This window comes from Vreelandella rituensis (genome assembly GCF_003336665.1).
GTDB lineage: Bacteria > Pseudomonadota > Gammaproteobacteria > Pseudomonadales > Halomonadaceae > Vreelandella > Vreelandella rituensis.
In genome coordinates this window covers 1-26,362 of the sequence record NZ_QPIJ01000003.1, presented here as the reverse complement: position 1 = coordinate 26,362, position 26,362 = coordinate 1, and the positions used below count along the sequence as shown (strand labels likewise).

The 26,362-nt window shown below is 55.3% G+C and carries 25 protein-coding genes, 1 tRNA gene and 1 pseudogene; 19 read left to right on the top strand and 8 right to left on the bottom strand.

What is annotated here, in order from left to right; all coding sequences use genetic code 11:
• From DU506_RS02935 to gloB, 4 genes are read right to left on the bottom strand one after another with little or no spacing between them, the layout of a single operon-like run.
• Positions 1 to 1,074 (bottom strand): microcin C ABC transporter permease YejB, encoded by a 1,074-nt coding sequence (locus DU506_RS02935; protein WP_114485465.1) that lies wholly within the window; start codon positions 1,072 to 1,074, stop codon positions 1 to 3.
• A gap of 40 nt (positions 1,075 to 1,114) precedes the next feature.
• Complete coding sequence (locus tag DU506_RS02930) at positions 1,115 to 2,983, bottom strand: extracellular solute-binding protein (RefSeq protein ID WP_114485464.1); 1,869 nt, start codon at positions 2,981 to 2,983, stop codon at positions 1,115 to 1,117.
• Positions 2,984 to 3,015: 32 nt separating this feature from the next.
• A complete protein-coding gene (locus tag DU506_RS02925) occupies positions 3,016 to 4,158 on the bottom strand; it encodes a transglycosylase SLT domain-containing protein (RefSeq protein ID WP_114485463.1) in 1,143 nt (380 codons plus the stop codon).
• Between the two features lie 53 nt (positions 4,159 to 4,211).
• Positions 4,212 to 4,979 (bottom strand): hydroxyacylglutathione hydrolase, encoded by a 768-nt coding sequence (gene gloB, locus DU506_RS02920; protein WP_114485462.1) that lies wholly within the window; start codon positions 4,977 to 4,979, stop codon positions 4,212 to 4,214.
• Between the two features lie 114 nt (positions 4,980 to 5,093).
• On the opposite strand from gloB, the gene DU506_RS02915 reads away from it, so the two are divergent.
• Genes DU506_RS02915 through nudC form a run of 4 tightly spaced genes read left to right on the top strand, consistent with a single transcriptional unit; the run spans position 5,094 to position 7,889 of the window.
• Entirely contained in the window at positions 5,094 to 5,891 is a 798-nt protein-coding gene (locus DU506_RS02915; RefSeq protein WP_114485461.1) for a class I SAM-dependent methyltransferase, read from the top strand.
• Positions 5,884 to 6,372, top strand: a complete 489-nt coding sequence (rnhA, locus tag DU506_RS02910) for a ribonuclease HI (protein WP_235825413.1) — start codon at positions 5,884 to 5,886, stop codon at positions 6,370 to 6,372. The genes DU506_RS02915 and rnhA overlap by 8 nt, the downstream gene beginning before the upstream one ends.
• On the top strand, positions 6,353 to 7,090 hold the full coding sequence (gene dnaQ / locus DU506_RS02905) for a DNA polymerase III subunit epsilon (RefSeq protein ID WP_114485460.1): 738 nt from the start codon (positions 6,353 to 6,355) through the stop codon (positions 7,088 to 7,090). The genes rnhA and dnaQ overlap by 20 nt, the downstream gene beginning before the upstream one ends.
• On the top strand, positions 7,083 to 7,889 hold the full coding sequence (gene nudC / locus DU506_RS02900; protein ID WP_114485459.1) for an NAD(+) diphosphatase: 807 nt from the start codon (positions 7,083 to 7,085) through the stop codon (positions 7,887 to 7,889). Before dnaQ ends, nudC begins: the two co-directional genes overlap by 8 nt.
• A gap of 44 nt (positions 7,890 to 7,933) precedes the next feature.
• Here the strand turns inward: nudC and DU506_RS02895 are convergent, their stop codons facing one another.
• Positions 7,934 to 8,245 carry an SCP2 sterol-binding domain-containing protein gene (locus DU506_RS02895; RefSeq protein WP_114485458.1) on the bottom strand — a complete coding sequence of 104 codons (312 nt, stop codon included), beginning with the start codon at positions 8,243 to 8,245 and terminating at the stop codon, positions 7,934 to 7,936.
• A 175-nt stretch (positions 8,246 to 8,420) separates the two neighbouring features.
• Here DU506_RS02895 and sohB point away from each other — a divergent pair, with 175 nt between their 5' ends.
• Positions 8,421 to 9,464 carry a protease SohB gene (sohB, locus tag DU506_RS02890; protein ID WP_114485550.1) on the top strand — a complete coding sequence of 348 codons (1,044 nt, stop codon included), beginning with the start codon at positions 8,421 to 8,423 and terminating at the stop codon, positions 9,462 to 9,464.
• A 51-nt stretch (positions 9,465 to 9,515) separates the two neighbouring features.
• On the opposite strand, the gene DU506_RS02885 is transcribed toward sohB, so the two are convergent.
• A complete protein-coding gene (locus DU506_RS02885) occupies positions 9,516 to 9,836 on the bottom strand; it encodes an ArsR/SmtB family transcription factor (protein ID WP_114485457.1) in 321 nt (106 codons plus the stop codon).
• A gap of 276 nt (positions 9,837 to 10,112) precedes the next feature.
• Between DU506_RS02885 and DU506_RS02880 the strand changes: the two genes are divergently transcribed.
• From DU506_RS02880 to DU506_RS02870, 3 genes are all read left to right on the top strand, one after another.
• Positions 10,113 to 12,041, top strand: a complete 1,929-nt coding sequence (locus DU506_RS02880) for a propionyl-CoA synthetase (protein WP_268877299.1) — start codon at positions 10,113 to 10,115, stop codon at positions 12,039 to 12,041.
• A gap of 244 nt (positions 12,042 to 12,285) precedes the next feature.
• Positions 12,286 to 12,972, top strand: coding sequence for a 7-cyano-7-deazaguanine/7-aminomethyl-7-deazaguanine transporter (locus tag DU506_RS02875; RefSeq protein ID WP_114485455.1), 687 nt, complete (start codon positions 12,286 to 12,288; stop codon positions 12,970 to 12,972).
• Between the two features lie 18 nt (positions 12,973 to 12,990).
• Entirely contained in the window at positions 12,991 to 13,815 is an 825-nt protein-coding gene (locus tag DU506_RS02870) for an alpha/beta fold hydrolase (RefSeq protein ID WP_114485454.1), read from the top strand.
• A 17-nt stretch (positions 13,816 to 13,832) separates the two neighbouring features.
• On the opposite strand, the gene DU506_RS02865 is transcribed toward DU506_RS02870, so the two are convergent.
• Positions 13,833 to 15,221: a 3'-5' exonuclease family protein gene (locus DU506_RS02865; protein ID WP_114485453.1), complete on the bottom strand. Its 1,389-nt coding sequence runs from the start codon at positions 15,219 to 15,221 to the stop codon at positions 13,833 to 13,835.
• Positions 15,222 to 15,244: 23 nt separating this feature from the next.
• Entirely contained in the window at positions 15,245 to 16,375 is a 1,131-nt protein-coding gene (locus tag DU506_RS02860; protein WP_114485452.1) for an ABC transporter substrate-binding protein, read from the bottom strand.
• A gap of 166 nt (positions 16,376 to 16,541) precedes the next feature.
• Here DU506_RS02860 and DU506_RS02855 point away from each other — a divergent pair, with 166 nt between their 5' ends.
• The 11 genes and pseudogenes from DU506_RS02855 (at position 16,542) to DU506_RS02805 (ending at position 25,956) form a co-directional block, all read left to right on the top strand.
• Positions 16,542 to 18,248 (top strand): potassium/proton antiporter, encoded by a 1,707-nt coding sequence (locus DU506_RS02855; protein WP_114485451.1) that lies wholly within the window; start codon positions 16,542 to 16,544, stop codon positions 18,246 to 18,248.
• A 48-nt stretch (positions 18,249 to 18,296) separates the two neighbouring features.
• Positions 18,297 to 18,387: transfer RNA gene (locus tag DU506_RS02850), tRNA-Ser, on the top strand.
• 724 nt (positions 18,388 to 19,111) lie between these two features.
• Positions 19,112 to 19,953: pseudogene (locus DU506_RS02840) on the top strand (toxic anion resistance protein); the annotation flags it as partial.
• A gap of 94 nt (positions 19,954 to 20,047) precedes the next feature.
• Entirely contained in the window at positions 20,048 to 20,605 is a 558-nt protein-coding gene (locus tag DU506_RS02835) for a ferritin-like domain-containing protein (RefSeq protein ID WP_114485449.1), read from the top strand.
• Positions 20,606 to 20,882: 277 nt separating this feature from the next.
• The gene (locus DU506_RS21885) at positions 20,883 to 21,056 is read left to right on the top strand and encodes a hypothetical protein (protein ID WP_220254278.1); all 174 of its coding nucleotides are present in this window, start codon (positions 20,883 to 20,885) and stop codon (positions 21,054 to 21,056) included.
• A 105-nt stretch (positions 21,057 to 21,161) separates the two neighbouring features.
• Positions 21,162 to 21,911 (top strand): SDR family oxidoreductase, encoded by a 750-nt coding sequence (locus tag DU506_RS02830; RefSeq protein WP_235825412.1) that lies wholly within the window; start codon positions 21,162 to 21,164, stop codon positions 21,909 to 21,911.
• A gap of 41 nt (positions 21,912 to 21,952) precedes the next feature.
• The gene (locus DU506_RS02825) at positions 21,953 to 22,222 is read left to right on the top strand and encodes a cyclic nucleotide-binding domain-containing protein (RefSeq protein WP_181870676.1); all 270 of its coding nucleotides are present in this window, start codon (positions 21,953 to 21,955) and stop codon (positions 22,220 to 22,222) included.
• Between the two features lie 100 nt (positions 22,223 to 22,322).
• The gene (locus DU506_RS02820; protein WP_114485447.1) at positions 22,323 to 23,435 is read left to right on the top strand and encodes an RNA-guided endonuclease InsQ/TnpB family protein; all 1,113 of its coding nucleotides are present in this window, start codon (positions 22,323 to 22,325) and stop codon (positions 23,433 to 23,435) included.
• Between the two features lie 199 nt (positions 23,436 to 23,634).
• Positions 23,635 to 23,865 carry a helix-turn-helix domain-containing protein gene (locus DU506_RS22670; protein WP_328587951.1) on the top strand — a complete coding sequence of 77 codons (231 nt, stop codon included), beginning with the start codon at positions 23,635 to 23,637 and terminating at the stop codon, positions 23,863 to 23,865.
• 18 nt (positions 23,866 to 23,883) lie between these two features.
• Positions 23,884 to 24,300 carry an ISAs1 family transposase gene (locus DU506_RS02810; protein ID WP_181870675.1) on the top strand — a complete coding sequence of 139 codons (417 nt, stop codon included), beginning with the start codon at positions 23,884 to 23,886 and terminating at the stop codon, positions 24,298 to 24,300.
• A 570-nt stretch (positions 24,301 to 24,870) separates the two neighbouring features.
• Complete coding sequence (locus tag DU506_RS02805) at positions 24,871 to 25,956, top strand: mechanosensitive ion channel family protein (RefSeq protein WP_114485445.1); 1,086 nt, start codon at positions 24,871 to 24,873, stop codon at positions 25,954 to 25,956.
• Positions 25,957 to 26,362: the final 406 nt, after the last annotated feature.

Genomic DNA, 26,362 nt, shown 5'->3' with positions numbered 1-26,362 from the left:
TCATGATTCCCGGGTGGCGAAATCGATGCGTGGGTCGACCCACACATAGGTAAGATCGGATATCAGCTTGAGCACAAGGCCGATCAGGGTATATAGGAACAGGGTGCCGAAAATCACCGGATAATCGCGTTGCATCACGGCTTCGAAACCCAGCAAGCCCAGCCCGTCCAGCGAGAAAATCACTTCGATCAGAAGCGCCCCAGTGAAAAAGATGCCGATCAAGGCGGCGGGAATCCCGGCGATGATGATCAACATGGCGTTGCGAAACACATGGCCGTAAAGCACGCGGCGTTCGCTGGCTCCCTTGGCTCGCGCAGTCAGCACATATTGCTTGTGGATTTCATCCAGGAAGCTGTTTTTGGTCAGCATGGTCAGGGTGGCAAAACTGCCGATCGAAAGGGCGACTACCGGCAAGGTGATATGCCAGAAATAATCCTTGATCTTGCCTAGAGTAGATAGCTGGTCGAAGTTCGGCGAGGTCAGTCCTCGCAGCGGGAACCAGTCAAGGTAGGTGCCGCCGGCAAACAGCACGATCAGCAGGATAGCGAACAGAAACCCCGGAATGGCATAACCCACGATCACCAGCCCCGAGGTCCACACATCGAATCGTGACCCATGGCGTAGTGCCTTGCGCACCCCCAAGGGAATCGAGATTAGATACACCAGCAACGTGGTCCAGAGCCCCAGTGAGATCGAGACGGGGAGACGCTCCAGCATCAGGTCGATCACCGGGCGATCACGAAAGAAGCTGGTGCCGAAATCCAGCGTGAGGTAGTCGCCCATCATGCCCAAGAAACGCAGGTGGGCCGGCTGATCGAAGCCGAACTGCTGTTCGAGCTGTTCGATGAAGCGTGGATCGATCCCCCTGGCGCCACGCGATTCATCTTGCACCTGAACTTCCGCGCCGCCCATGTCCATGCGTGTGCTGGCCATGGCGTCGGCACCTTCAAAGCGGGCCAGCATCTGATCGATCGGCCCCCCCGGGGCCGCCTGAACGATAATGAAATTCAGCAGCATGATCCCGAACAGGGTAGGGATCATCAATAGCAGACGGCGTAAGGTATAACGAGCCACGTAGCGTTCCTTTTACGGCTGGGTTTGGCGTTGGTTACTCCTAACGCTGTTGCTCAGCTTCTTGTTGGGGATCCACCCACCAGGCATCCAGATCCATGGCGTATTGGGGGAAGGGTTCGGGGTAGCCGAATTTATCCCATATCGCAATTCGGGTCTCACCGGAATGATAATGAGGAATCACATAAAATCCCCAGCGCAGGACGCGGTCCAGAGCACGGGCGACTTGATGGAGCTCTTCACGGCTGTCCACGGCAATCAATTTTTCCACCAAAGCGTCCACCACCGGGCTTTCCAGGCCCATGCGATTACGGCTTTGCGGGCTGTCCGCTGCCTCGCTGGTCCAGTAGTCACGTTGTTCGTTGCCGGGGTTATTGGATTGGGGGAAATGGCTGATCACCATGTCGAAATCGAAATTCCGCTGGCGGTTGAGGTATTGATTGATATCGACGATACGCAACGATGTCTGCACGCCCAGACGCGCCATGTTGCGAAGCATGGGTTGGACTACCCGTTCGAGGCCGGAATCGTAAAGCAGTACTTCCAGTTCCAGTGGCTGTTGCGTCTCTTGATTGACCAGCACGCCATTTTTAATCTTATAACCGGCTTCCTGCAGCAGGCTGAAGGCCAGACGGAACCGCTGGCGCATATCGTCGGGGCGTGCCATGGGAAGAGGGCTGGTAAAGACGCGTTGTGAATGATGCTCTTCGGCAATCTGTTCCCGAAAAGGAGCGAGCAGGGCCAGTTCTTCGCCACTGGGCAAACCCTGTGCTTCCATTTGAGAGTTCTCGAAAAAGCTTTCGGTGCGCTGATAGGTATCGTAGAAGATATTGGTGTTCAACCAGTCAAAATCAAACGTCAGGCTCAGGGCTTCGCGCACACGCGGGTCGCTGAATTTATCCTTGCGCAGATTGAACACAAAGGCCTGCATCATCGAAGGATTGACGTCGGGCACGGTAAGGCGCTTGACCTTCCCTTCACGGTAAGCGGGAAAGTCATAGCCGGTTGCCCAGGTGGCGGCACGCGCATCGATGCGAAAGTCAGTGAGCCCGGCCTTGAACGCTTCCCAGGCGATGTCGCGGTCACGGTAATAGTCGAAGATAAGCTGGTCTATGTTGTAGCGCCCGCGATTGACCGGCAGATTTTTGCCCCAGTAATCTTCATCGCGTTGAAAGACGATACGTCGACCGGGGTCTATCTCGGCTATCCGATAAGGGCCGGAGCCGGGATGTCGTGCCAGCGTCGGGGCGGTGAACTCGCGCGGCTCCCAGTAATGCCGGGGCAAGATGGGCAACTGGGCGACAATCAGGGGAAGCTCGCGGGAGTTGGTGTCGTTGAACGTGAAACGTACCCGGTGGTCATCCAGGGCGACCACTTTTTCGACTCCGGCATAATAACTGCTGTAGAAGGGGTTGCCTTTGTCGCGCAGTAATTCCAGCGTAAAGACCACATCGTAGGCGGTGACGGGTTCACCATCCTGAAAGCGGGCTTCCGGACGCAGGTCGAACTCGATCCAGCTGCGATCAGGCGCCAGACGTACGCCTTGGGCGAGTAGTCCATACAGGCTGAAAGGTTCGCCTGGATTTTCTACCATCAGGGTGTCGTATATCTGAAAGATACCGGTGGCGGGCGTGCCACGAATAATGAACGGATTGGTTGAATCAAAACTGCCACCTACCGCCGTGCGGGTCATGCTGCCCCCTGTGGGAGCTTGCGGATTGACATGCGGAAAGTAGGGAAAATCTTCCGTCAGCGCCGGGGTGTCATAAAGGGAAAGGGCGTGAACGGTTTGTATCGCTTTGCGGGGCATATCGTTGTGCTCGACGGTTTCACCCAGCGCAATGTCGAGACTCAAGATAGCCCCCAAGCTCCAAGGCAATAGAGCATGGAAAAATTGCGCGACGCATCGCATGACGGCCTTCCTTTTAAACGAGGTCAAACACCTCAGCCCTCTGAGAGTGTCAGGAGCTGTCCCGGCTGTATAGCTTCCGGCCGATCGATGCCATTCAGGCGCGCCAGTTCCTGCTGGTTGACCTTATAGCGTGCCGCAATGGCGGAAAGGCTATCGCCGCGTTGCACCAGGTAAGTATTACCGTTTTCTGCGATCTGTTGGGTGCCGTTGTTGGTCAAGCCGGCAAGCAAGGAAACGTCGGCTTGTTCCGGCACCAGCAGTATCCGTGCCAGCCGTGGCTCCAAGGTGCCGTTAAGCAGTCCGGGATTCAGCTCAGTCAATGACGACGGGCTGATTTTCATCAGGCGTGACGCTTCTGCAAGGCTTACCGGCTGGCTGAGCCTTACTTGAGTGAATGCAGGTTGGGTATGAATATCGGGTAGGTTTATCTGGTAGTGCGCGGGATCGTTGACGATTGCCGCAATCGCATACAACTTGGGTAGGTATTGCATGGTTTCGGAGGGAAGTCGCAGGCTCCAGTAATCCTGCTCCGCTGTTTGGCGTAACGCCCGATTAACCGTGCCGGCGCCAGCATTGTAGGCCGCCAGAGAAAGCGTGAGATCGCCTTCATACCATTGGTCGGCTTGCATTTCGATGTAGTCCAGCGCCGCGGCGGTGGATCTTATAACGTCGAGTCGCCCATCATAGTTACCATTGCGTACCAGACCCAGAGCATCGCCGGTTCTCGGCATGAATTGCCATAGGCCGGCGGCACCCCGGTGGCTGCGGGCGACGGGGTCAAAGGAGCTTTCCACAAAAGGTATCAAGGCCAGCTCGCCCGGCAAGCCGCGCTCAGCGACTTGTTGCGTGATCCATGCGAGCCAAGGCCGGGCGCGTTCGGTAATCGCCACGATATTTTCGGGGCTGGAACGGTAAAAATCGATCCATTCCTCTACACGCGCTTGGGCTTCGGGGGGTAGCGGTTGCTTCTGCCATTGGAAGGTCTTGCGTAACATGCTCCAGGCATCTTGCTGCTTGAGTTCCAAGGCTTCCCAGAAATGCAGCTTGAGAGGAAAGACGCTATTGAATCTTTCGGTTGTAGCCGCCTGACTGGTGGTCGTGGCCGCTAGCAATCCCAGGAGCAGCGTACCGCCGGCACTCAATAAGAGGCGTTGGCGTAAAGTACGGTAGGTCATAAACAAGATAATCCATGTCAAAATGACGTTTAAAAGTGTTGTTAAAGAGGGTGTTAAAAACGATTTTTCCATTCGCGCAAGGTAGTGAACGTCGCCAGGTTATCGTCAGCCGGACCTTGTGTGCCCGCCGCTTGACGTACCCCTGATGTCTCGGTGCGCAGGAATGGGTTGATTTTTAGCTCGCGTCCAATCGTGCTGGGTAATGTGGGGCGTTCGAGTGCTCTGACTTTACGGCATTCTTCAAGCGTAGCCTTGACGTCCTGATTGTCAGGGTCTGCCACTTGAGCAAACGCCAAGTTTGCTTGTGTGTATTCATGCGCGGCAAATACCAAGGTGTCTCGAGGAAGGCGAGCCAGGCGCGTCAGAGCCTGTTGCATCTGTTCGGGTGTGCCTTCGAACAGACGCCCGCATCCGGCGCAAAACAGGGTGTCGCCACAGAACAGCAATGGCGGAATGCCGGGAGCAAAAAAACTGATGTGATCGAGTGTATGGCCGGGAGTGGCCATCACATCGAACAAGCGACCCATGACGCGCACCTCATCCCCGTCACCGACTTCTTCATCAATGCCGCTGATCTGGGGATTTTTGGGGCCAATCACGCGAGGGGCGTAGCGCTTAATAAGCTCGGCCAGGCCTCCGGTATGATCGTGATGGTGATGGGTGATCAGGACAGCCTCGAGGGTGAGCGACTCGCGTTCGAGCAGCTCGATGACCGGTGTTGCTTCGCCTGGATCCACCACGCAAACGCCTTGACTCGAATCCTGTCTTAATAACCAGATATAGTTATCGCTTAGGGCGGGAATCGGTGTCACGCTCAGCATGGGCGAGATCCTTGGAGGCGGTGAATAAACTGTTAGCGGCTTCAGGTACCCGCCAACACTACGAACTACGATAAAGTGGCTAAAAAACCTTAACTGTGGAGGGAAGCGCTTTTCATGTCAAATTCGACAACGGCGATGGAACTGGCCCAGTGCCTGAAGGAAAGCAGGCAATATTGGGATTCTGAGGCGGGTCGAACTCAGTGGGAAGCGCAGCGTGCCTGTCTGGGTCCGGTGTGCGAAGGGCTTTTTGGGGGGCATAGTCTGGAGATGGGAATGGCTGGGCCGCTTACCACCATGTGCCCGATTCGCCACCCTATGCGTTGGGCGCCGGTGCATGGCATGGCCGAGACTGAACGAACCTTGGTGTGCCCGCCGGATGCGCTGCCACTCCCCGACCAATGTCTTGATTTAACCGTGCTTCACCATTGGCTCGAAAATGTGCCCAATGCCCATCACACTCTGCAGGAGGCTGCTCGCGTCACGGCAGATAATGGAAAACTGGTTATCTTCGGCTTCCATCCTTTTGGGGTGGGGCAGTTGTCACGTCATCGGCCTTTTCGTCGTCACCAGATCCCCTGGAACGGCACATGGCGTACGCCGGCCGGCCTTCGTGAGTGGTTGGCGTTTGTCGATTTTGAAATAGAACGCGTAGACTATTGCTGCTTTCGTTGGCCTGGGGGCAAGGCAGGCCCTGAATTTTGGGAAACGTTGGGTAGGCGCTATAACTTGCCTATCGGAGAAAGTTACATGATTCAGGCAAGGCGTCAGCAACAGCGGGCGTCGATCAAGCCGCTGAGGTTCAGCCTGAAAGCGCCGATACGCAACACTACGCAGGGTGCGACGCGGTCAAGTTCCGAAAACCATGGGCGCCATGCTAGCCCCTGCAAAAGGAAGGACGACAACAGTGAGTGAAGTACCCCATCAAGACCCACCGAAGGTCACCATTTATACCGATGGTGCCTGTCGTGGAAATCCGGGACCCGGCGGGTGGGGCGCCGTCCTGTACAGCGGAGGGCATGAAAAGACGCTGAAAGGCTTCGAACCGGTCACCACCAATAATCGTATGGAGTTGATGGCCGCCATCATGGCGCTGCGTGAGCTGAAAAAACCTTGCAAGGTGCTCTTATGGACGGATTCGCAGTATCTTCGCCAAGGCATCACCCAGTGGATCAGCAATTGGGTCAAGCGTAACTGGATGACCTCCGCACGGCAGCCGGTAAAAAATGTCGAGCTGTGGAAAGCCTTGCAGCAGGAAACGGCTCGGCACGAGATCGAGTGGCATTGGGTAAAAGGCCATAATGGTCACGTCGACAACGAACGCGCCGACGCCCTGGCCAATGCCGCCATTGATGAGCATAACCGGAGAGTTGCCCATGAGGCAGGTAATACTTGATACGGAAACCACTGGCATTGACCCTCGATCCGGCCATCGTCTGGTGGAAATCGGAGCGGTGGAAATGGTCAACCGGCGCTTCACTGGCCGAACGTATCATCAGTACATCAATCCCGAGCGTGATATCGGCCCGGAAGTGGTGGCGGTGCACGGCATCACCAATGAAAAGGTAGCCAATGAACCGGTATTCGCCGACGTTGCCGAGACATTCCTGGATTTCATCCGTGGTGCGGAACTGGTCATTCATAACGCGCCGTTCGACGTAGGCTTCATCGATCATGAGTTTACGCTGTTAAGCCAGCGTCCTGGTGCGCCGGCATTAGGCTTGGTAGCACAGCACTGTCGGGTGTTGGATACCCTTGTCATGGCTCGCCAGAAGCACCCGGGGCAGCGCAATAGCCTGGATGCCTTGTGCAAACGCTATGACATCGATAATGGGCACCGGGTCTTGCACGGTGCGTTGTTGGATGCCGAGATTCTCGCCGATGTCTATCTGGCGATGACCGGTGGACAAACCGCACTGACGCTTGAAGCGAGTACCGCCGCCCAGCAGGGCCTCGTCACCGCAGCCAACCAAGGGCTTGCCATTGAACGCTTGAGCATCCCCGCAGGGCAGCTTCGCGTGATACGGCCAACGCAGCAAGAGCAGGCCGCACATCTGGCTAAATGCGACGCCAACGGGATTGACTGGCCGAAAACCGAGCTCCGCGATGCTTAAACGCACTATCCCCACTCCGGAAACACATGGGCGCGTGATTCGACTTGCCCGGGGGAAGATCGCCCCGGCTTTTGTGCCGGAAAATGAAAATTTGCCGTTTTCTCCCTTGCAGCCGGAACAGCCTTGGGTGTCTACGCTGCAACCTTTGTGCTATTGGCATGACGAGCCTGTCGCCCTGAGTCTGGAAGATACGCCGGGAGACGACTGGATTGATGGACGGCGTTGGTTGTCGCAACTGCCCGAATCCTGGTACGGGTTGGTTTCCACTGCCTTGCAGGTCGGTGCCTGGCTGGAAAATCATCGCTTTTGCGGGCGCTGCGGTGAGCCTTCAAGCAAGTTGGAGGCGGAATTCGCCATGCATTGCTATGCATGTGGGCATCGTAATTATCCGCGGATTTCCCCTTGCATCATCACCTTGGTGACTTGTGGCGAGGCGATGCTACTGGCGCGCAGCCCGCGTTTTGAAGCGGGGCGCTATTCCACTTTGGCTGGTTTTATCGAGCCGGGCGAGACGGCTGAAGAAGCTGTGCACCGGGAGGTGTTCGAAGAAGTGGGGGTATATATTGACCAGGTTCGCTATTACCGGAGCCAGGCATGGCCGTTTCCACATTCTTTGATGCTGGGCTATTTCGCTGAAGCCACGACTCGAAGGATCCGTATTGATGGCGTTGAAATCAGCGATGCTGCTTGGTTTTCCCCGCGTCAATTACCCATTTTACCCCCTGTCTTTTCGATTTCCCGCGAATTGATCGAAGTTCATCTCGATCGGTGGGCGGATAATTCTGAGCGGAAAAAGTAGCCCTGCTTTGCACAGGGCGCACTTCGCTCACTCAGTCCTGTTTCTTAATCGGAGGGAAATAGCTTGGTAAGCTGAGTAGCCAGCATGACATTGCCGGTTGCTTTGAGCTTACCGGTCATGAACGCGGTCATGCCGTTGACATCACCACTCATGATACCTTTGAGCGTATCGGTGCTAAGGCGCAGGCTGACGGAAGGGTCTTCGTGCTCACCTTCGTTAATGTCCAATGTGCCTTCTTTGACCACCAGATAATGGCTGCCGGCATCGTTAAAATGAAACTGAAAAACTTCATCCATGTGGGTAGCGGCTTGCGGATTGAAGCGAGCTTGCAGTTTTTCCAGGGTGTTGGTTGACATCGTTAGACTCTCTATCTGACTGAAAAATTTAGTGTGAAGCACCGACATTCGGTGGCGGGGAGTTTGTACGAGGTTATTTCAAACATTCGTTTCAATCAAGCGCCCTAGGATAATATAGTTAACGGAAGCCTGCGGTTGCGGCTTTTACATAGGTTCGCCAAAGGAGAAGACTATGATGAATGAATGGGCGGTTGATATAGCCACTTTCGTTGTCCAGGTAATCATTGTGGTGATGTTGGTGGGGGGTGGGCTATTGCTCCTGCTGCGGTCACGTCATGAATCGAACGAACAGCTGACATTGCACATCGAAACTCTCAATGACCAGCGTCGCTATCGTCGACGCCGGTTGGCAATAGCGGCTACTTCGCTTTCCCAGCGCAAAAGCTTGATCAAATCATTTCGCCGCGACGATAAGGCCAAGCAAAAAGGCAAAGGTGACACCGATAAGGGGGCTGAACCCGCCAGAGTATGGGTATTGGATTTTCACGGCGATCTCAAAGCCTCGGCCACGGGGCATTTTGCCGAAGAAATCTCAGCCGTGCTGGATGTCGCCGAACGTAATGATGAAGTGGTGATACGCCTGGAATCGGGTGGAGGGCTTGTGCACGCTTACGGATTGGCCGCTGCTCAGATGGATCGTTTACGCGAAGCCGGCCTCAAGACAGTAGTATGTGTGGATAAGGTCGCTGCCAGCGGGGGGTACTTGATGGCGTGTACGGCCAGTGAGGTACGTGCTGCTCCTTTTGCTGTGCTTGGCTCGATCGGCGTGGTGGCTCAAATACCTAATATTCATCGTTTGCTCAAGCGCCATGACATTGATGTGGAATTGCTGACCGCAGGCAAGTACAAGCGCACCTTGACGGTCATTGGGGAAAACACCGAAGAAGGCCGGGAAAAGTTTATCGAAGATCTAGAGGATACCCATCGGCTTTTCAAGGAATATGTCGCTGAGCGGCGTCCATCCATGGACATTGAGTTGGTGGCGACAGGCGAGATCTGGTATGGAAGCGAAGCGGTGAGTAAGGGGCTGGTCGATGCGGTGGGTACCAGCGAAGCTTACCTGGTCGAGCGTATGCAGGCCTCGCGTGTGTTGTCGGTAAAGCTTGAACCGCCCAAGACCATGAGCAACAGGCTGGGGCTGGCTATCTCGGTCGCCGCAGAGAGCGTCTTGCTCAAAGGGTTGGGCTTGCTGGAGGCCAGCCGTTGGCACAAGCAATGAGTCAAACAGTTAATCAGCATTGCCCAGGCTAACGCCGTACTGGTCTTTGTGCTATTGCGCGTAATACTGCGCCAATGTCTCCAGGATGGCATTGGCGCTTTGGCTGGCCAGCGAATAAAAGATGGTTTGGGATTCGCGGCGGGTGGTGACCAGACCATCGTTGCGCAAGATGGCCAGGTGCTGAGAAAGCGCCGACTGGCTCAAGGCCAGCTGATGATTGATCTGGGTGACCGATAATTCCTGGTTGGCCAGCAAGCACAATATCTGTAGGCGTTTTTCATTGGCCATGGCCTTGAGCAGGTGAGTCCCCTGAGCAATGGCGTTGCCGTCTTGTTGCAGCAGGCGCGAAGCGGCGTTGGTTGAAGAGGGCATGACGATCTCCCAGCCTACGTAATAATGACACGAGGCATGGCATAAATTATTGAGAAACCAGCGCTTATCGCGTGGATTACGTTTTTATCAATTATGATTTAATGATCAATAATTTCAGCCGCTATGTCCAAGTTATTGTTTAACGATGTATCAATGGTGTGAATTTTTTTGATGTCGACAATCTTTTCGGCGGCTTGCACCTTTAGTCGCTTTTTAGCCCATAGTATGAAGGTGAAACGGCTGTTTTCTTTCTAGACTGTCAACAATCATTGCAATCTGGAAGAAAAACTACCCATGAACCGCTATCAACAAGAATTCACCCGTTCCATTGAGCAGCCAGAAATGTTCTGGGCAGAACAGGCGAAACGCATTCCCTGGTTCACTCCACCGTCCACTATCCTTTCCTATGATGACCAGCAGCATGCTCGCTGGTTTGCCGATGGGGAAATGAACATCTGTCATGCGGCTCTTGATCACCATGTGGATCAAGGCCGTGGCGATCAGGCTGCAATCTATTGGGATTCTCCCGTCACCCAAAGCAAGAAGGTCATCAGCTACCGTGAAATGCGTGATCAAGTGGCTTATTTTGCCGGCGCGCTAAAAAACCTGGGCGTTGAAAAAGGTGATCGGGTCATCATTTACATGCCCATGGTGCCTGAGGCGCTGGTGGCCATGTATGCCTGTGCTCGGCTCGGGGCGGTGCATTCGGTGGTATTCGGCGGTTTTGCCCCGCACGAACTTGCGGTACGTATTGACGATGCCAAGCCTAAGGTGGTGATAGCGGCTTCCTGCGGAGTGGAAGTCAATAAGGTGTTGCCTTACAAGCCGATCATTGACGAAGCGATCAAGCAGAGCACCCATCAGCCGTCAGCCTGTGTGATCTTTCAACGCGACCAGGGTATTGCCGAGCTGGGGCCGAATGACCATGACTGGGATGAGCTGGTAAAAGCTGCCGACTTTACCGATTGCGTCCCGGTCATGGGGACCGACCCGCTGTACGTTCTTTACACCTCGGGTACGACGGGCAAGCCCAAAGGCGTGGTGCGCGATACCGCCGGCTATGCGGTAGCGCTTGCATATTCGATGGAAGCGATCTATGACATGGAACCCGGTGAGGTCTTTTTCTCCGCGTCGGACGTCGGCTGGGTGGTGGGGCATTCCTATATCGTTTATGCCCCTTTGCTGCGGGGATGCACCACGGTGGTTTACGAAGGCAAGCCGGTAAAAACCCCGGATGCCGGAGCGTTCTGGCGCTTGATCGAGGAATACAAGGTCAAGAGTTTTTTCACCGCGCCTACCGCGTTTCGCGCCATCAAGAAAGAAGACCCGGATGCCAAGCTGCTCGAACAATACGATATCAGCAGCATGAAGGCTCTATACCTGGCGGGTGAAAGATTGGACCCACCGACGTTCCATTGGCTGGATGATCTGCTTGATGTACCCGTCATCGATCATTGGTGGCAAACCGAAACCGGCTGGCCGATTGCTGCCAATCCACGTGGCATCGAAGCCATGCCTACCAAGGCCGGTTCCGCCACGGTGCCGGTGCCTGGGTTCAACGTTCAGATCCTCGACCGTGAAGGCGAGCAGACCGAGCCCATGAATCAGGGCAGTGTGGTGATCAAGCAGCCGTTGCCACCTGGTTGTCTGGTCGGTGTATGGGGAGACCCCCAGCGGTTCCATAGCGCCTACATGGCAGCATTTCCGGGTTACTACCTGACCGGCGATGGCGGTTTTTTCGATGAAGATGGTTACCTGTTCATCATGGGACGCACCGATGATGTGATCAACATTGCTGGCCATCGCTTGTCGACCGGTGAAATGGAAGAAGTAGTCGGCGCTCATCCGGCGGTAGCGGAGTGCGCGGTCATTGGCATTCATGATGAACTGAAAGGGCAGTTGCCGGTCGGGTTGGTCATTCCCAAGGATGGCTTCGACGGCGATGAAGCAGCGCTGGAAAAGGAGCTGATCGCCTTGGTGAGGGATCAGATCGGACCGATTGCCTGCTTCAAGCAAGTGCTGGTGGTCAACCGCCTGCCGAAGACGCGTTCAGGCAAGATTCTGCGCAAATTGCTGCGCAATATCGCCGATGGCAAGGATTACGGACTTCCCTCCACCATTGACGACCCGTCCAGTTTGCAGGATGTGCATGACGCCATGCGTGAGCGTGACGTGGGTTCCTCCACCAAGGCACAGCCCATCTGATCGTTCAAGGCGCGATGTGATTGTTCAAGATCTGCATAGCCTTCGGCCTAGAGTCCTATGGTCTTTTGCGCCAAGCTAACATCTTCTACCCCAAGCCACCTCTGTGCAGGTGGCTTTCTTTCACCAATCGCTTGCGTATAATGCCAGCGCATCAAGTCATCTTGTCTGTGTTCCAGCACAACAAGTCGTCTTGTGTCGGGAGGGTTCCCTCACCCCTCTGTTTTTTCAAAAAGGATAACCTGCCATGTTTGTTTTATCTGAAACGCAGCGCCGCCGCTGTCTCGCCCTGATGGTAACCTTCCATATTTTGGTAATCGCAGCGAGTAATTATCTCGTACAGTTACCTTTTACATTGTTCGGGTTACATACCACCTGGGGCGCGTTCAGCTTTCCCTTCATTTTTCTGGCCACTGATTTGACTGTGCGGCTGTTTGGCAAGGAAACCGCACGCGCTATTATCATGCGGGTGATGCTGCCTGCACTGGTGGTGTCTTACGTGGTCTCGGTCGTTTTTCCTCGCGGAAGCTTCGTGGGTATCGAAGCCTTGGGGGAATGGAATCTATTCGTGGCACGTATCGCCCTTGCCAGTTTCATGGCCTATGTGCTCGGCCAGCTGCTGGATGTCCGGGTGTTCGATCGGTTGCGTCACTTGGCGTGGTGGGTTGCGCCGGCCTTTTCCACGGTGTTGGGTAATCTTGCGGATACGTTCGCTTTCTTTTCCATGGCCTTCTACAACAGCCCCGATCCATTCATGGCCGCTAATTGGGTTGAAATTGCCATGGTGGATTACGTGATTAAGCTGGGTATCAGCCTGCTGTTCTTCTTGCCGCTTTACGGCATCTTGTTGGCGTGGCTTTCCCGGCGGCTGGTTACGTTGACGGGGAATCAGGATGTTGCGCCGCTATCGCTCGCTGACAGGCCATCGTCATAACCAAGTAAAGGAGCCGAGATGTCACGCCAAGTCCCTACACTTTCCCTGCATTATCTGGATTCAGGGGTGCCGGAAGGAAATACACATAACCCCTTGCCGTTAGTGGTCGTCCATGGACTTCTGGGCAGTGCCGACAACTGGCGTTCGCACCTCAAGGTCTGGCAGGCATCTCGCAGAGTGATCGCGGTGGACCTGCGCAATCACGGCCGTTCCCCGCATGCCAAGGGCATGAGCTACCGGGAAATGAGCGAGGATGTGCTGGCGCTGTTGGAGCAGCTAGGTATCGAAAAGGCCCATTTTCTCGGACATTCCATGGGCGGAAAGGTGGTTATCAGCGTGGCCCGTTTGGCGCCTCAGCGGGTGGCGTCATTGTTGGTAGCGGATATTGCTCCGGTAGCCTATTCGCATGGCCATGACAGGGTGTTCGCCGGTTTGCGTCGGCTCGAGGCGGGCAAGCCCAGGAACCGTCGTGAAGCGGATGAGCTTCTGGCCGAGCATATCGAAGAGCGAGCCGTCCGTCTGTTTCTAGCCACCAATCTGGAGCGCAATGAAGGTGAGGGTGTTCTCACCTTGCGTATTGGGCTTGATGAGATAATGGAGGGTTATCCGGATCTTATGCAATTGCCGGCAGGAGATCAGCCCTACGAGGGGCCGACCTTGATACTGCGGGGTGCTAATTCCGATTATGTCACTGACGACATGCTACCGGCGACCCGCGAGATGCTGCCCTGCACGAGAGTGGTGACACTCAAGAACGCCGGCCATTGGTTGCATGCCGAACAGCCCGAAGCGTTTCAAGAAGCAGTGCGAGTGTTTCTGGCGGCGCAACCAGACAGTGCCTGATTGCGCCGGTTCGGTCATTAAAGCTCGATCACTTCGAGTTGATGCTGTTGGCTATCGCGCAGAAAGCGGTTGAGAATACGATAGCTGTCGACATCAAATTGCGGGGTAGCCGCTTGAAGGCGTCTTGCATCATCAAGGGTGGGGGTGCTGCCCAGGTAACGCCAATCTTCCACGACATGCCAACCACCGATCTTACTGGCAGGGTGATGCTCACCGATGGCAATGCGCCCTTGCCAGGGCCATGCCTGAAGCTGCAAGCGCGCCATGGCCTCCCGGGCACGCTGGGTATGCTGAGTTAGCGATTCCACGCCGGTGCAAGCGCCGCGACACTTGCCGAGCTGATTGGCAAAACAACGCCCCCGGCCTTTTTCCAGCCCTATCACCTGGGGGCACAACCGCTCCTCATCGACAATTTTTTTCAGTGCGGCGCGCGCTTTTCTCGCGCTGCGAAACAAACCATACAGCGCCAGGCCTGATGCCTGGTTGAGTTGTGTTTCATTGCTTAACTGTGGCTGAGGCGAGTCATCCGGCCAGTACCAGCTGTACAGGTTGCCTTGGCGTCGCAACTGGCGGTTCATGATGGGCATCAATCCTTTGATCAATAGGGCTTCACGTAGCTGAGCCCCCAAGTCACCGCTGGTTTCCTCCCATTCGATATGTTGTACCTGCTGCGCCAGACGCATCTCCTTGTCATCCTGATGGTCGCGCTGGAAATGCCCCAGCACTCGGCTGCGTAGGTTGATGCTCTTGCCCACGTAAAGCGGCAGGCGGTTATGACCATACAAGAGATATACGCCGGGTGAAGAAGGTATCTCGTTGAGCAGGTCGGGGGTCAGGTGAACGGGCAGACTTCTATGTTTGCGTTCGGTTTCCAGCAGTGAAGCGAAGGTATCGTCGGGTAGGGTGGCGTGCCAGTGTTGCCAGAGTTTCCATAACGCTTGGGCATCGGCTTCGGCGCGGTGACCCGAGGCATAGGGAATGCCATGCTGCTTGAGCAGCGCGCCCAGGTTGTGTTCAGGTTGTTGCGGAGCCAGGCGACGTGACAAGCGCAGGGTGCAGATCACCTCGGCCCGATAGGCAATACCGACACGCTTGAATTCGTTACGCAGAAAACTGTGATCAAAGCGTGCATTATGCGCGACTAGCCGAGCGCCGCCGAGCCACTCCTGAAGGGCCGAAGCAATATCACCAAACCTTGGGGCCTCCGCCAGTAACGTATCCGTAACTCCGGTTAACTCGGCAATAGCGGCAGGGACCCGGCATTCCGGGTAAATCAAGCTGCTCCAGCGGGCCACCTCCCGGCCATCCACGACTTTAAGTGCCGCGATTTCGGTGATTCTATCTCGGGTACTACGAGTGCCGGTGGTTTCCAGGTCGATAAACACCAAAGTTTCGGTAGCTGGCATTGCTTGGGTATCGCCTCAAAAAGTCAAGGTGCATGGGGGTCAATGGCCAGGCGTTCCACCGAATAAGGGGAGTCTATCTGGCCTCTCTGGTGAAGGAATGCCTCGAAACCTGCATAGCGCCGATAATCCAGAGCGGCCGGGCGCAAAGCCATGCGCCGCAAGATATCATTCCATGCGCCTTGATTGATCTCATTATCCAGGATGGGCTGTGCTTGAATCATCAATTGCCATGCTTCTTCTGGATGCTCGACTATCCACTGGCTGGCCTTTTCCAGTGCCGTCACCAAACGCGATATGACGTCACGGTCACGGTGTATTTTTTCGCTGTTGGCTAACAGGATCAATCCATCGTAGTGAGGGATTTCAAATTTTGCGGTGCGTAGCACCGTTGTAGCGACGCCGTCATTTGCCAGCTGGGGTGGGAGAAAATGAAAGAAACCATCCGCCACGGCATCCACGCGTTGTTCACGTAAAGCATCCGCCGCATCGTAATGCAGATTTTCCGGGAGATTTTCGGAAACCAATGGCGTTTCCGGTATCAGCTGAGAAAGAACCATCTCGCGGCTGTCCTGGGTAGCGAAGCCGTAGTGCAGTGCAGCAAATTCTTCGCTATTTTCCGGGGGCTGTTCGCCAGCAATGATGACTGCCGTCATGGGTGTTTCAATCAAGGTGGCAATACGCACGAGCGGTGCCCCTTTATGCACCTGTAAGTGCAATTGAGGTTGTCGGCTCAAGGCAAAGTCCACTTCGCCGGCGGCCAGTAACTTGGTGGGCACCGACGGATCCGCAGGCGTCGAAAGCGTTACTTGCAGCCCCTGCACAGCGAAGAGATCGCGTGCCTGCGCTATCACAAAGGCAGCATGTTGGGGGCTCAAATACCAGTCGAGCATGATGTCGATCGTCTTGACCGGTGGGGGCTCCAACGGGTCTGGTGGGGTAAAAGCCATCTCGGGGGCTTCAGGTTCCTCTTCAATGGATGGGGAAAACAGAAAAGAAGGAACCTCTACCTGGCTATCCAGCATCAATGGGGCGGTATCTGCCTCGGTGGGAGCCGCAGCTTCATTGGTTTCCTCGGCTAACGCTGTCGACAGCGGATAGGCGAGTGTCGCGACCAGACTCAGCAGGATAATTCCCAAAGGAAGGCGTCCAGGCATGGGGCTTGGCTCCAAGGTGGTTGTTAACGGGGAGTGTATCCGTTTGCGAAACGCCCTGACCAGCGCAACATATCACCTTCTTGGTTGAGCCAAGTAACGTCGACGTCGGTAAATTAGTCGGAGCATGCGATAATGATTGCCACGATGCACAGAGGGAATAAGCGCGATGGAGGCAATCAATACGCTTTTCTTGGTAAGCGGTTTTTTATTGGCGCTCAGTATTCTGGCCAGCCGTTTATCTTCGATCATGGGAGTGCCCCTGCTGCTGATCTTTCTGGCGCTGGGTATGTTGGCGGGAGAAGAAGGCCTGCTGGGGCTTGAATTCGATGATTACTCCTTAGCATTTGTCATCGGGCATCTGGCACTGGCCATGATCCTGCTCGATGGTGGTTTGCGAACGCGCTTGAAAACCTTTCGCGTGGGTTTCAAGCCTGCGCTAACGCTCGCTACGCTCGGCGTGTTCATCACAAGCGGCCTGGTAGGTTTGATTGCTACCTGGATTTTCGATCTCTCGCTGATCGAGGGCTTTCTGGTCGGAGCGATTGTCGGCTCCACGGATGCCGCAGCGGTGTTTTCCATGCTCAGTGGTCGGGGGGTCAATCTCAACGAAAGGGTGGGCGCTACTCTTGAAATCGAGTCGGGTACCAACGACCCGATGGCGATTTTTCTGACGGTAATGCTGGTGGAGCTCCTGGTGGGTGATATCGGCGGCCCCTTGGAAACCCTCGGTTTTCTGCTCATGCAATTCGGTTTGGGTCTGGTGATCGGGCTGGGGGGAGGTTGGCTGAGTGCCAAGTTGTTGCGCTGGCTGGATTTGGCGCCTGGTCTCTATGCGATGCTCGCCCTGGGGTTGGGTTTCAGTGTTTTCGGCCTGACCAGTGTCTTCGGCGGCAGTGGCTTTCTGGCGATATACCTTGCTGGTTTGATGATCGGCAATCAGCCAGGACGCCATCTCAATTTCATTCTTCCGGTACACGATGGCTTGGCCTGGCTGAGTCAAATCGGCCTGTTTCTAGTATTAGGACTTTTGGTGACGCCTAGTGAACTATGGGAATATGCGTTGCCGGCTTCGCTGGTGGCGTTGGCACTGATTTTTGTCGCTCGGCCCTTGGCGGTTCTGATTACCATCAAGCCTTTCTTCAAGTTTCGCTGGCGTGAAACCTTCTTTATTGCCTGGGTGGGGCTGCGTGGCGCAGTGCCTATTGTACTGGCGATATTTCCGCTAATTGGCGGCGTGGAAAACGCATCGCTCTACTTCAACGTCGCCTTTGCCGTGGTGTTGATGTCGCTGTTGATACAGGGTGGATCGTTAACCTTGGTGGCTCGTTGGTTACGGGTGGAGGTGCCTATCGGTGTGACCCCCAATCGACGTGGCCCCTTGGGCATCCTGCCCGAAAATGACTATGAAATGTTCGTCTATGAGGTGGAAAATAAGGACCTGGAAGAAGTGCCGATTCGCTTGCTGCGGTTTCCTTCCGGGGCCTTGATCTCGGCGCTTTTTCGTAACCATGCCATGCTGCATCCGAAGGGCAGCACGCGCCTGCATGAGGGGGATGTGATTTGTGTGATAGGCCGCACGGAAGACTTGCCGGCATTGAACCGCTTGTTCAATGGCGACTCCAAACTGAAGCAGGAACGCGCCTTCTTCGGTACCTTTACGCTTGATGGATCGGCGTTGATGCAAGATGTCGCCCAAGCATACGGACTGACACTCAGTCCCGGGGAGCAAGACATGACACTGGAGGAATTTGTGTCACTTCGAGTAGGTGGCCATCCGGTAGTGGGGGATGATGTGGATTGGCACGGAATTCACTGGGTAGTCAGTGAGATGGAAGGAGGCAAGATCACCCGCGTGGGCTTGCGTCTTTATTAACCCCATTGACTCACGGAAAAATCCTGATAATATATGCACCACCAAGTCGGAGGGATGGCAGAGCGGTTGAATGCACCGGTCTTGAAAACCGGCGTAGGTGAATAACCTACCCAGGGTTCGAATCCCTGTCCCTCCGCCAAGTATTACGATTAAGCCGCTGATTTAAGCGGCTTTTTTGTGTCTGGTGTTTAGTCAGCCCATACTTTAGATTTGGCTTTCACTGAAGCGCACAGGATGCTGTTGGACAGCTTCCCCTTCCCTAGGTCTCTTATAGGCCAGTATCTGATACCTCATGGTCGTCTCAGTTGAGACAGCTCGGTTGGAGCGGACATCCTGATAAGTCTCTCACTGCTATGGCCCGCGTCCATCGTGTGGATGGATTCGCCTCAGCATCGCACGCACGGTGGTTACCGCTTGGACGGCCTACAGATGATAGACGTGAGCTACTCGATGCTGCCATTCGAGGTCTGTGGCGCCCTTGGCGTAAAGGTTATATCGCTATCGCATGGTCGGGGTAATGCTGCTGGATATTTCACATCAGCTAGCTCTGGGCGAAATACCACATACCAGTGTGGAGACAAGGCGCAGCGAGCAGCTTTGGGTAATTGCTTTTCTGATGTTATCGACATTCGATGTTCTCCTTTGCTGGTTAACCCAGACTGATTGCGCCGACATTGGAGCGCACCAGGTGAACTGAGCTGCAGTCAGAGTTATTCTTGTTCAGAGGCGTTTGAGTAAGCCAGCACTAGACATGATGTTTTGACCTGCCCTCCTCAATGTGGCTCTGTCTAAGGGTTGTTTACCCATCCCCAACGATAACCCACGATCGTTGAGGACGGGCAGGTCAAAACATCATGTCTAGGGGCTGGGATCCCACTCGCCATCGCCTTGCCCCGAGCGCCCTGGACCGAGTGCTGGCGACTATCCCCGGCATCGACAGCAGCCTGCAGCGCTATTTCCAGAAGTTCGAGAATGCCCAGCAGGCGCTGGACGCGGTTATCGAGGACCTGAAAGGAGGTCGCGACATGCTGCATCGTGACAACATCACCCTGAACGATGACCAGCAGGCCCTGCGCGAGCTGAACCGCCAGATCGCCCTTGGGCCGCTTGATTGATCGCCGCCTGCAGGACGCTATCGCCGCTCGCGATGCCGATGATCCGCGGCGTCGCTTCCTTGAGGAAGAACTGCTCTTTCCCCTGCGTCAGCGCATCGTCGACCTCCAGCAGCAACTGGCGGTGAGCCAGCAGGGCGTGCTGGCGCTGGAGGTCATCATCTGCAACAACCGAGAATTGATGCGCGGCGTGGACAGGGCCATCAACGTGACCGTCTCGGCCCTCACCGTGGCGGTGACCGTGGCGATGGCCATGGCCATGGCCAATCAGCGCCTGGTGCTGGATCGCGTCGAAGCCCTCAACACCACCACGTCGCAGATGATCGGCGGGCCCTGCGCCAGCAAGGCGTGGACATCCAGAAGCGGGCCTCCGGCGCGATGCTCGACATGCAGGTGCTCGAGGAGGCTTTCGGCGAGGTGATGGGCACAATCGATGATCTCTCGACCTATCGTCAGGAGGCCCTGCTCCGGCTGGATGAGCAGATCGACCGCCTGGCGACCCTGTCGCAGCAGGCAATGCATCCATCGAGCGTCTCCGAGAGGGTAACGAGGCACAACCGCGGAATGGCCGCTTCTATAAGCCGGCGCCGTGACTCGCGCGGTCTGAGCGCAGTTTCGCGTCGGCGGCAGGGATGTTCTACGCTTGGGAAGAACTCCATGACATGGCCGACCCGAGGAGACCCCGCCATGACCAGCCAGCCCTTTCTTACCGACATCAAGACGATTCGTGACCGTGCCCGCCAGCATATCGAAGACGGTGCCGTCACTGCCGGATACAACGCCGATCGCGAGACGGTGATCCAGCTGCTCAACGAAGTACTGGCCACCGAGATCGTCTGCACGCTGCGTTACAAGCGTCACCAGTACATGGCGACCGGCCTCAGCGCCAAGGTGGCGGCAGACGAGTTTCAGGAGCATGCCAGACAGGAACAACAACACGCCGACTGGGCGGCCGAGCGTATCGTCCAGTTGGGCGGTGAGCCTGATTTCTCGCCGGAAGGCCTGGTGTCGAGGGCACATGCAGAATACGTGCCCGGCGAGAACCTGCGGGACATGATCAAGGAAGACCTGATCGCCGAACGCATCGCCATCGACAGCTATCGTGAAATTGCCGCCTATCTCGGCGACCAGGACCCAACCACACGGCGCATCATCGAGGATATCCTCGCCCAAGAGGAAGAGCACGCCGACGACATGCAAGGCCTGCTCGAGGGGCTCGACGCCCTGCAACGCAACAACGCCTGACCGCTGCACTGTATTCGACAGGAGATTGACGCTATGTCCAGCCCTGAGCACAGTGTTAAGTGATCTTACCCATCATCACTTAACACTGTGCTGAAGAAAGACGCTTTCACTTTCCACCATCAAGCAGAATTTTAACCTGCGCCCCTCGGCTTCGGAGGGCTTCCACTGCCAAACAAAAACCAAAAAACGATGGGCTGTTGACATTTCCGGCATAGGGGGCCATTGGTAACGGTCGCTTAAAAGCGATGCGTTCCTACTATTTTCTAATTGGCTGGTAATGGATGAAGAGGAAAATGTACGGGGATTACTCAAACTTCCTGTAAAACCTCGCTTGAGCGTCACTGAAGAGCGCGTTGTGATGATCTGCACTTCTGACCGGAAATTACTCAGGCTTGATGAACAGATGCAGCAAACCCGTAAAGACAAACAGCAAGAAGGCGAGCCAAAATAATAGGCGGTGATCTCAAGAATACGCATAAATTTTTGCTAGTATAACCATAGACCTGCCACCTCAGTGCAACAGGAAAAACCAAACATCATTATGAGCAATAGTCGCGTGATTTATTTGACAGGCGGTGCTCAGGGTATCGGACTGGGCATTGCCGAGCATTTACTCCACCAAGGTGACTGTGTTGCCTTGACGGATATCGATGCCGAAGCGATTGAATTCTGTCGGGAGCGGCTTGGTCACCCGCAGCAACTGCTTGCCATGTACTCGGATGTACGCGATGAAGCACAGATTGCCGATAGCCTGGCTCAAACTCTGACGCGCTTTGGCCGGCTGGACGGCGTGATTCATAATGCTGGGATTGCCGATCCGTTTTGTGGCCCCGTCGAGACCCTTGAACTAGCCACTTGGCAGAATTATCTGGATACCAACCTCACCCCGGGCTTTCTGTGTGCCAAGCATGCAGCACCTCATTTGCGTGCCACCCGCGGCAGCCTGATCTTGATAGGATCGACTCGCGCCCTGCAATCGGAGCCCGACAGCATTGCCTATGCGGCAAGCAAAGGCGGCATCCAGGCGCTTACCCATGCCTTGGCGGTAAGCCTGGGGCCGGGTATCCGCGTCAACGCCATCAGTCCCGGATGGATTGACGTGAGCGACTGGCAGAAAACGTCACAACGCCAGCCAGCTGAACTCGACGAACAGGATCATGCCCAGCATCCCGCCGGCCGGGTGGGAAGACCCCAGGACATCGCCGCCATGGTCGCCTATTTGCTTTCCAATCAAGCCGGCTTTATCACTGGACAGAATTTCGTGATAGATGGTGGCATGACGCGCAAGATGATTTACGCTGATTGAGACAGTGGTTTGGGGTATCTTCCGCTTGGCGCAGCTTCCATATGCCCTACCTGATTCCCGGCGATCTCTGTGATGTGCATATCGCTCTTCTTGAGGAAATGGATCACTCGATACGTGCGCTTACGCCAGTGACATTGCGCAAGTTTCCAGCAGTTCAGATACGCAGCATCATGGAAAACCATCATCGCCTGGCACGAACTCTGCTCTGGTTGCCCCTGGTGGATGAGGCCGTGTTGCGGGAATGGCTGGTCAATATGGAGACTCGGCCAGCCGAGACTCGCATGGCGCATATCTTATCTAGAAGCGCGTAATACCTCTTCCTGAGTCGCGTAGCGCGAAGGGAGGGGATACAAGCGCGGCGTCCGAGAGGACGCCTTGTGTTCTTACGCAAATGATACTAAACTGTAATTCATGAAAAGCGAACGCGCCTACAAGTACCGATTCTACCCGACGCCCGAGCAGGAAATCCTGCTGGCGCGGACGTTTGGGTGCGTGCGGTTTGTCTGGAACGCAGTGCTGCGCTATCGCACCGATGCGTTCTATCAACGCCAGGAAAAGATCGGTTACAACGACGCCAGCGCTTTCCTGACCCAGCTGAAAAAGCAGCCTGACACCGCGTTCCTGGCCGAGGTCAGTTCGGTGCCCTTGCAGCAATGCCTGCGCCATCAACAATCGGCCTTCAAGCACTTCTTTGCCAAGCTCGCACGATACCCGCGATTCAAGTCAAAGAAGCAGCGGCAGTCCGCCACCTTTGCCAGTTCGGCGTTTGCGTATCGCAACGGCGAGATCGCACTGGCCAAGTGCCAGGAACCCCTCAGCATCCGCTGGAGCCGCGTGCTTCCGTCAGCCCCCAGCACCGTTACCGTGTCCCAAGACCGCGCCGGTCGCTATTTCATTAGCTGCTTGTGCAAAGTGGACGCCGAATCACTGCCCATCACGCCCAAGATGGTGGGTATCGATCTCGGGCTGAAAGACCTGTTCGTGACCAGTGACGGCAAGCGCGTCAATAACCCCCGCCATACGGTGCGTCACGCATGCAAATTGGCGCGGGCGCAACGGCAACTGAGCCGTAAGCAAAAAGGCTCGAACAATCGGGCGAAAGCCAAGCAGAAAGTGGCCAGGCGCCACGCGAAAATTGCCGATGCCCGGCTTGACCACCTTCATAAACTCACCCGGCAGATCGTCAACGAGAACCAAGTGATCTGTGCTGAAAGCCTCGCGGTGAAAAATATGGTCAAGAACCGGTCTCTGGCGAAAGCCATCAGTGATGTGGGCTGGGGGGAGTTGGTGCGCCAGCTCGACTACAAGGCGGAATGGGCGGGGCGCCAGTTCGTCCAGATCGACCGTTGGTACCCCAGCAGCAAGCGCTGCCATGGCTGCGGGTTTGTGATGGAATCACTGCCGCTCGATGTTCGCACCTGGGACTGCCCGGACTGCGGCACCCAAGGCATCGACCGCGACATCAATGCCGCCCGCAACATCCTACAAGCCGGCACCGCGCTGTTAGCCGGTGCTGAGAGTTGAAGCACTACCGAGGGGCACTCGGGAAGTTACGCCTGTGGAGTTTGTGTAAGACCGGCAATGCCAAGGCATTGAGGCGACGGACAGCGAAGCAGGAACCTGGGAGGTAACGACCAGGGAATCCCCTTCCACAAGCGCGCTAGCGCTGAAGGTGGGGGAGGATGTCAATGTGAAATGCTGATACGCTCGCGTATTGCTGGCTGTGCTGAGGATTGTGCTGAGGATAATAGTTTTTGAGTTTCCGCTTACCCAGGCGGAACTCGGTGAATCGTTGGGACTAACCCCGGTGCATACTAATTATGCTTATCAAAAACTGCGCCGGGAAGGCTTGGTGACGCTGGACAAGAAACGTTTGACGATCCATGACTGGGAACGATTGAAGACGTTTTCTCAATTCGATCCGCTCTACCTGAATTGCCAAAACCTACCTTGAACCAACCCCGGCGCAATCTTGGTTGCTTTAGCTTCGAGTCAAGCCGGATCGGCCAGGGAAGGCCATCAGTGGCCCGGCCTGGGAGCGGTTGGGCGCATTACGCGGCGTCGAGAACTGGTCAATAAAACATCAGAAGAAACCGCGTATTACTTGCTGAATGACACCATGTCACCGGCGCGAATGATCGATGTGACTCGCCAGCATTGGGCCATTGAAAATAGTCTGCACTGGGTGCTGGATGTCACGTTCAAGGAAGATGAAAACCGCACGCGTCGCGGTCATGGCGCTGAAGATCTGGCTCTCTTGCGCAAACTTGCACTTAACGCCACCGAACGAGAGCCCTCGAAAGGCTCCAAGAAGGGGAAGCGCAAGAAAGCCGGTTGGGATGACGACTATCTACTCGCTATCATTCAGCAGTTCGCTCAACTGCGATAGCCCTGGGGTATAAGTACAAACTCGCGCAGCGCACGATTGATCACAGCTAAAATGAGGATGCCGGTCCAAATCACCAATGTCTTTAAAGCGACTACCGTAAGCATCGATTGCTCCTATAGCGCTTAACAGAGATTATATAAGTATCAAGAGCGGTTTTTTAGGATTCCCCAAAATGAACGGCTTGTCCTGAAAATGATGGCATTACAGATAATAGAAGGGCTTGGGCATATATGCACACGTTCTGAAAGGCCGCTTTTGACCGTTCTCTACCGTTCGAAAAGTTGTATGAACGTACGCAGCGTGGTTTCGCAACTGCCTATCGCAATCTCCGTTGACACCCTGTCAGCGCTCTGAGTGTGTGTTTGATCCAGAACCTTATTTTGGTGAAGAGAGTAAACGAGCTGGAAGAAGAGCTAAAGCAATATCAGTCGAGGTTCTTTGAGAGATGCTAATTTCATAAGTGCGGACAGTTACAGAGATTTATCAAAGGTTCTGGGTGACTTTCTGGCCTTTCCAAGCCGCATATCTTAGGTTATTCGGGGTGGAGCCACCATCCAGAAGGAAAGTGCAATGCTGAAAACTTTGGAAGCGGATTTACAGGCCTGGATGTTGCCGGGCATTTCGGCGTTGCTTGCCGTGATAGCCAGTTACACCCTCTACCGGCTGACGCTAGCGGTAATCCGGCACTTTTCGAAACGGCGAACCGTTCCCCGGCTGTTTCTGGACGCGGCTGCCAAGGCGCTGGGCTTGGTCACCAGCTTGCTGGTACTCAGGGCTACGCTCAATGGCGCTCCGGATGACCTGCTGCTCTTGGCGCCGGTGAAACAGGTGGTCACATTGCTACTGATTCTGTCCCTGACGTGGGCAGCGGTTCGCCTGACCTCAGTCATTGGCGACGTTATCGTGTTGCTAAATCCGGTATTGGAAGGACAGTGGAAACGGGCACGCAGAGTAGAGACGCAGACACGCTTTTTGGTCCGTTGCTTGAATGTTCTCATTATCATCGTGGGCATTGGTGCCGCGCTGATGACCTTCGAGCCGGTACAGAAAGTGGGCGCCAGCCTGCTGGCGTCCGCAGGTATTGGCGGCATTATCCTGGGTTTTGCTGCACGACCGGTATTTAGTAACCTGTTGGCGGGCATTCAGATTGCGCTCACCCAGCCGTTCCGCATTGATGATGTGTTGTACGTGCAGGGCGAGTGGTGCTGGGTCGAGGAAGTGACCGCAACCTATGTAGTCCTGCGGGTGTGGGATCAGCGTCGGCTTATAGTACCGTTGCAGTGGTTTATCGAGAACCCTTTCCAGAACTGGTCGCGGAATACGACGGATTTACAGGGCACGGTCTTTATCTGGGTTGATTACACCATGCCCATCGAGCCACTGCGCCAGGAGTTCTCGCGTTTGCTGGATATGATGAAGCAGTGGGATGGCAAGGTGGCGACTGTTCAGATTACCGACTCCAATGATCAGGCGCTACAGGTCCGCTTCCTTATGAGTGCACCTAACTCCAGCCAGAGCTGGGATCTGCGATGTGCTATCCGTGAGGGGCTGGTGACGTTTATACAGCAGCATTACCCCTCGCAACTGCCCCGCCTTCGCGCGCGATTGGTGGATATTTCTCCGGAGTTTGAGGGTAACGCCAACCAACCTGGATGACCTTCAAGGAGAACCGCCTGAGGTATCTAGGCTTGGTCGCCGACTCCAATCTGGTAACCGAAAAAAGCCGTAGTGCTGTCGCCGGACTTTGAATCGCCCCGAGATTTGTAGACACCACCTGGTCTTATAATGGTGGTATAAGGGGGATCGCCTGAGGGGCCAATTAAAATGTTGTAACTGTTCAGCTCACGCTGCCTGACTCCGCTCGTCTCGTCGCATAAACAAGGGCATCTCACCCGCAAAGAGTTGCTCCAGTGCCACGTGAGCCGACAGGCCCTGCTTGACCCCGGGTTATTCACGACGCAGGCCTGAAAACGAAGATAGCGAATGGTAACCTCTATAAAAATCAGTACGTTCCGGCAAGAACCTGATGCAAGAGGACCATTCGCTATGGGTGAAAGATTAC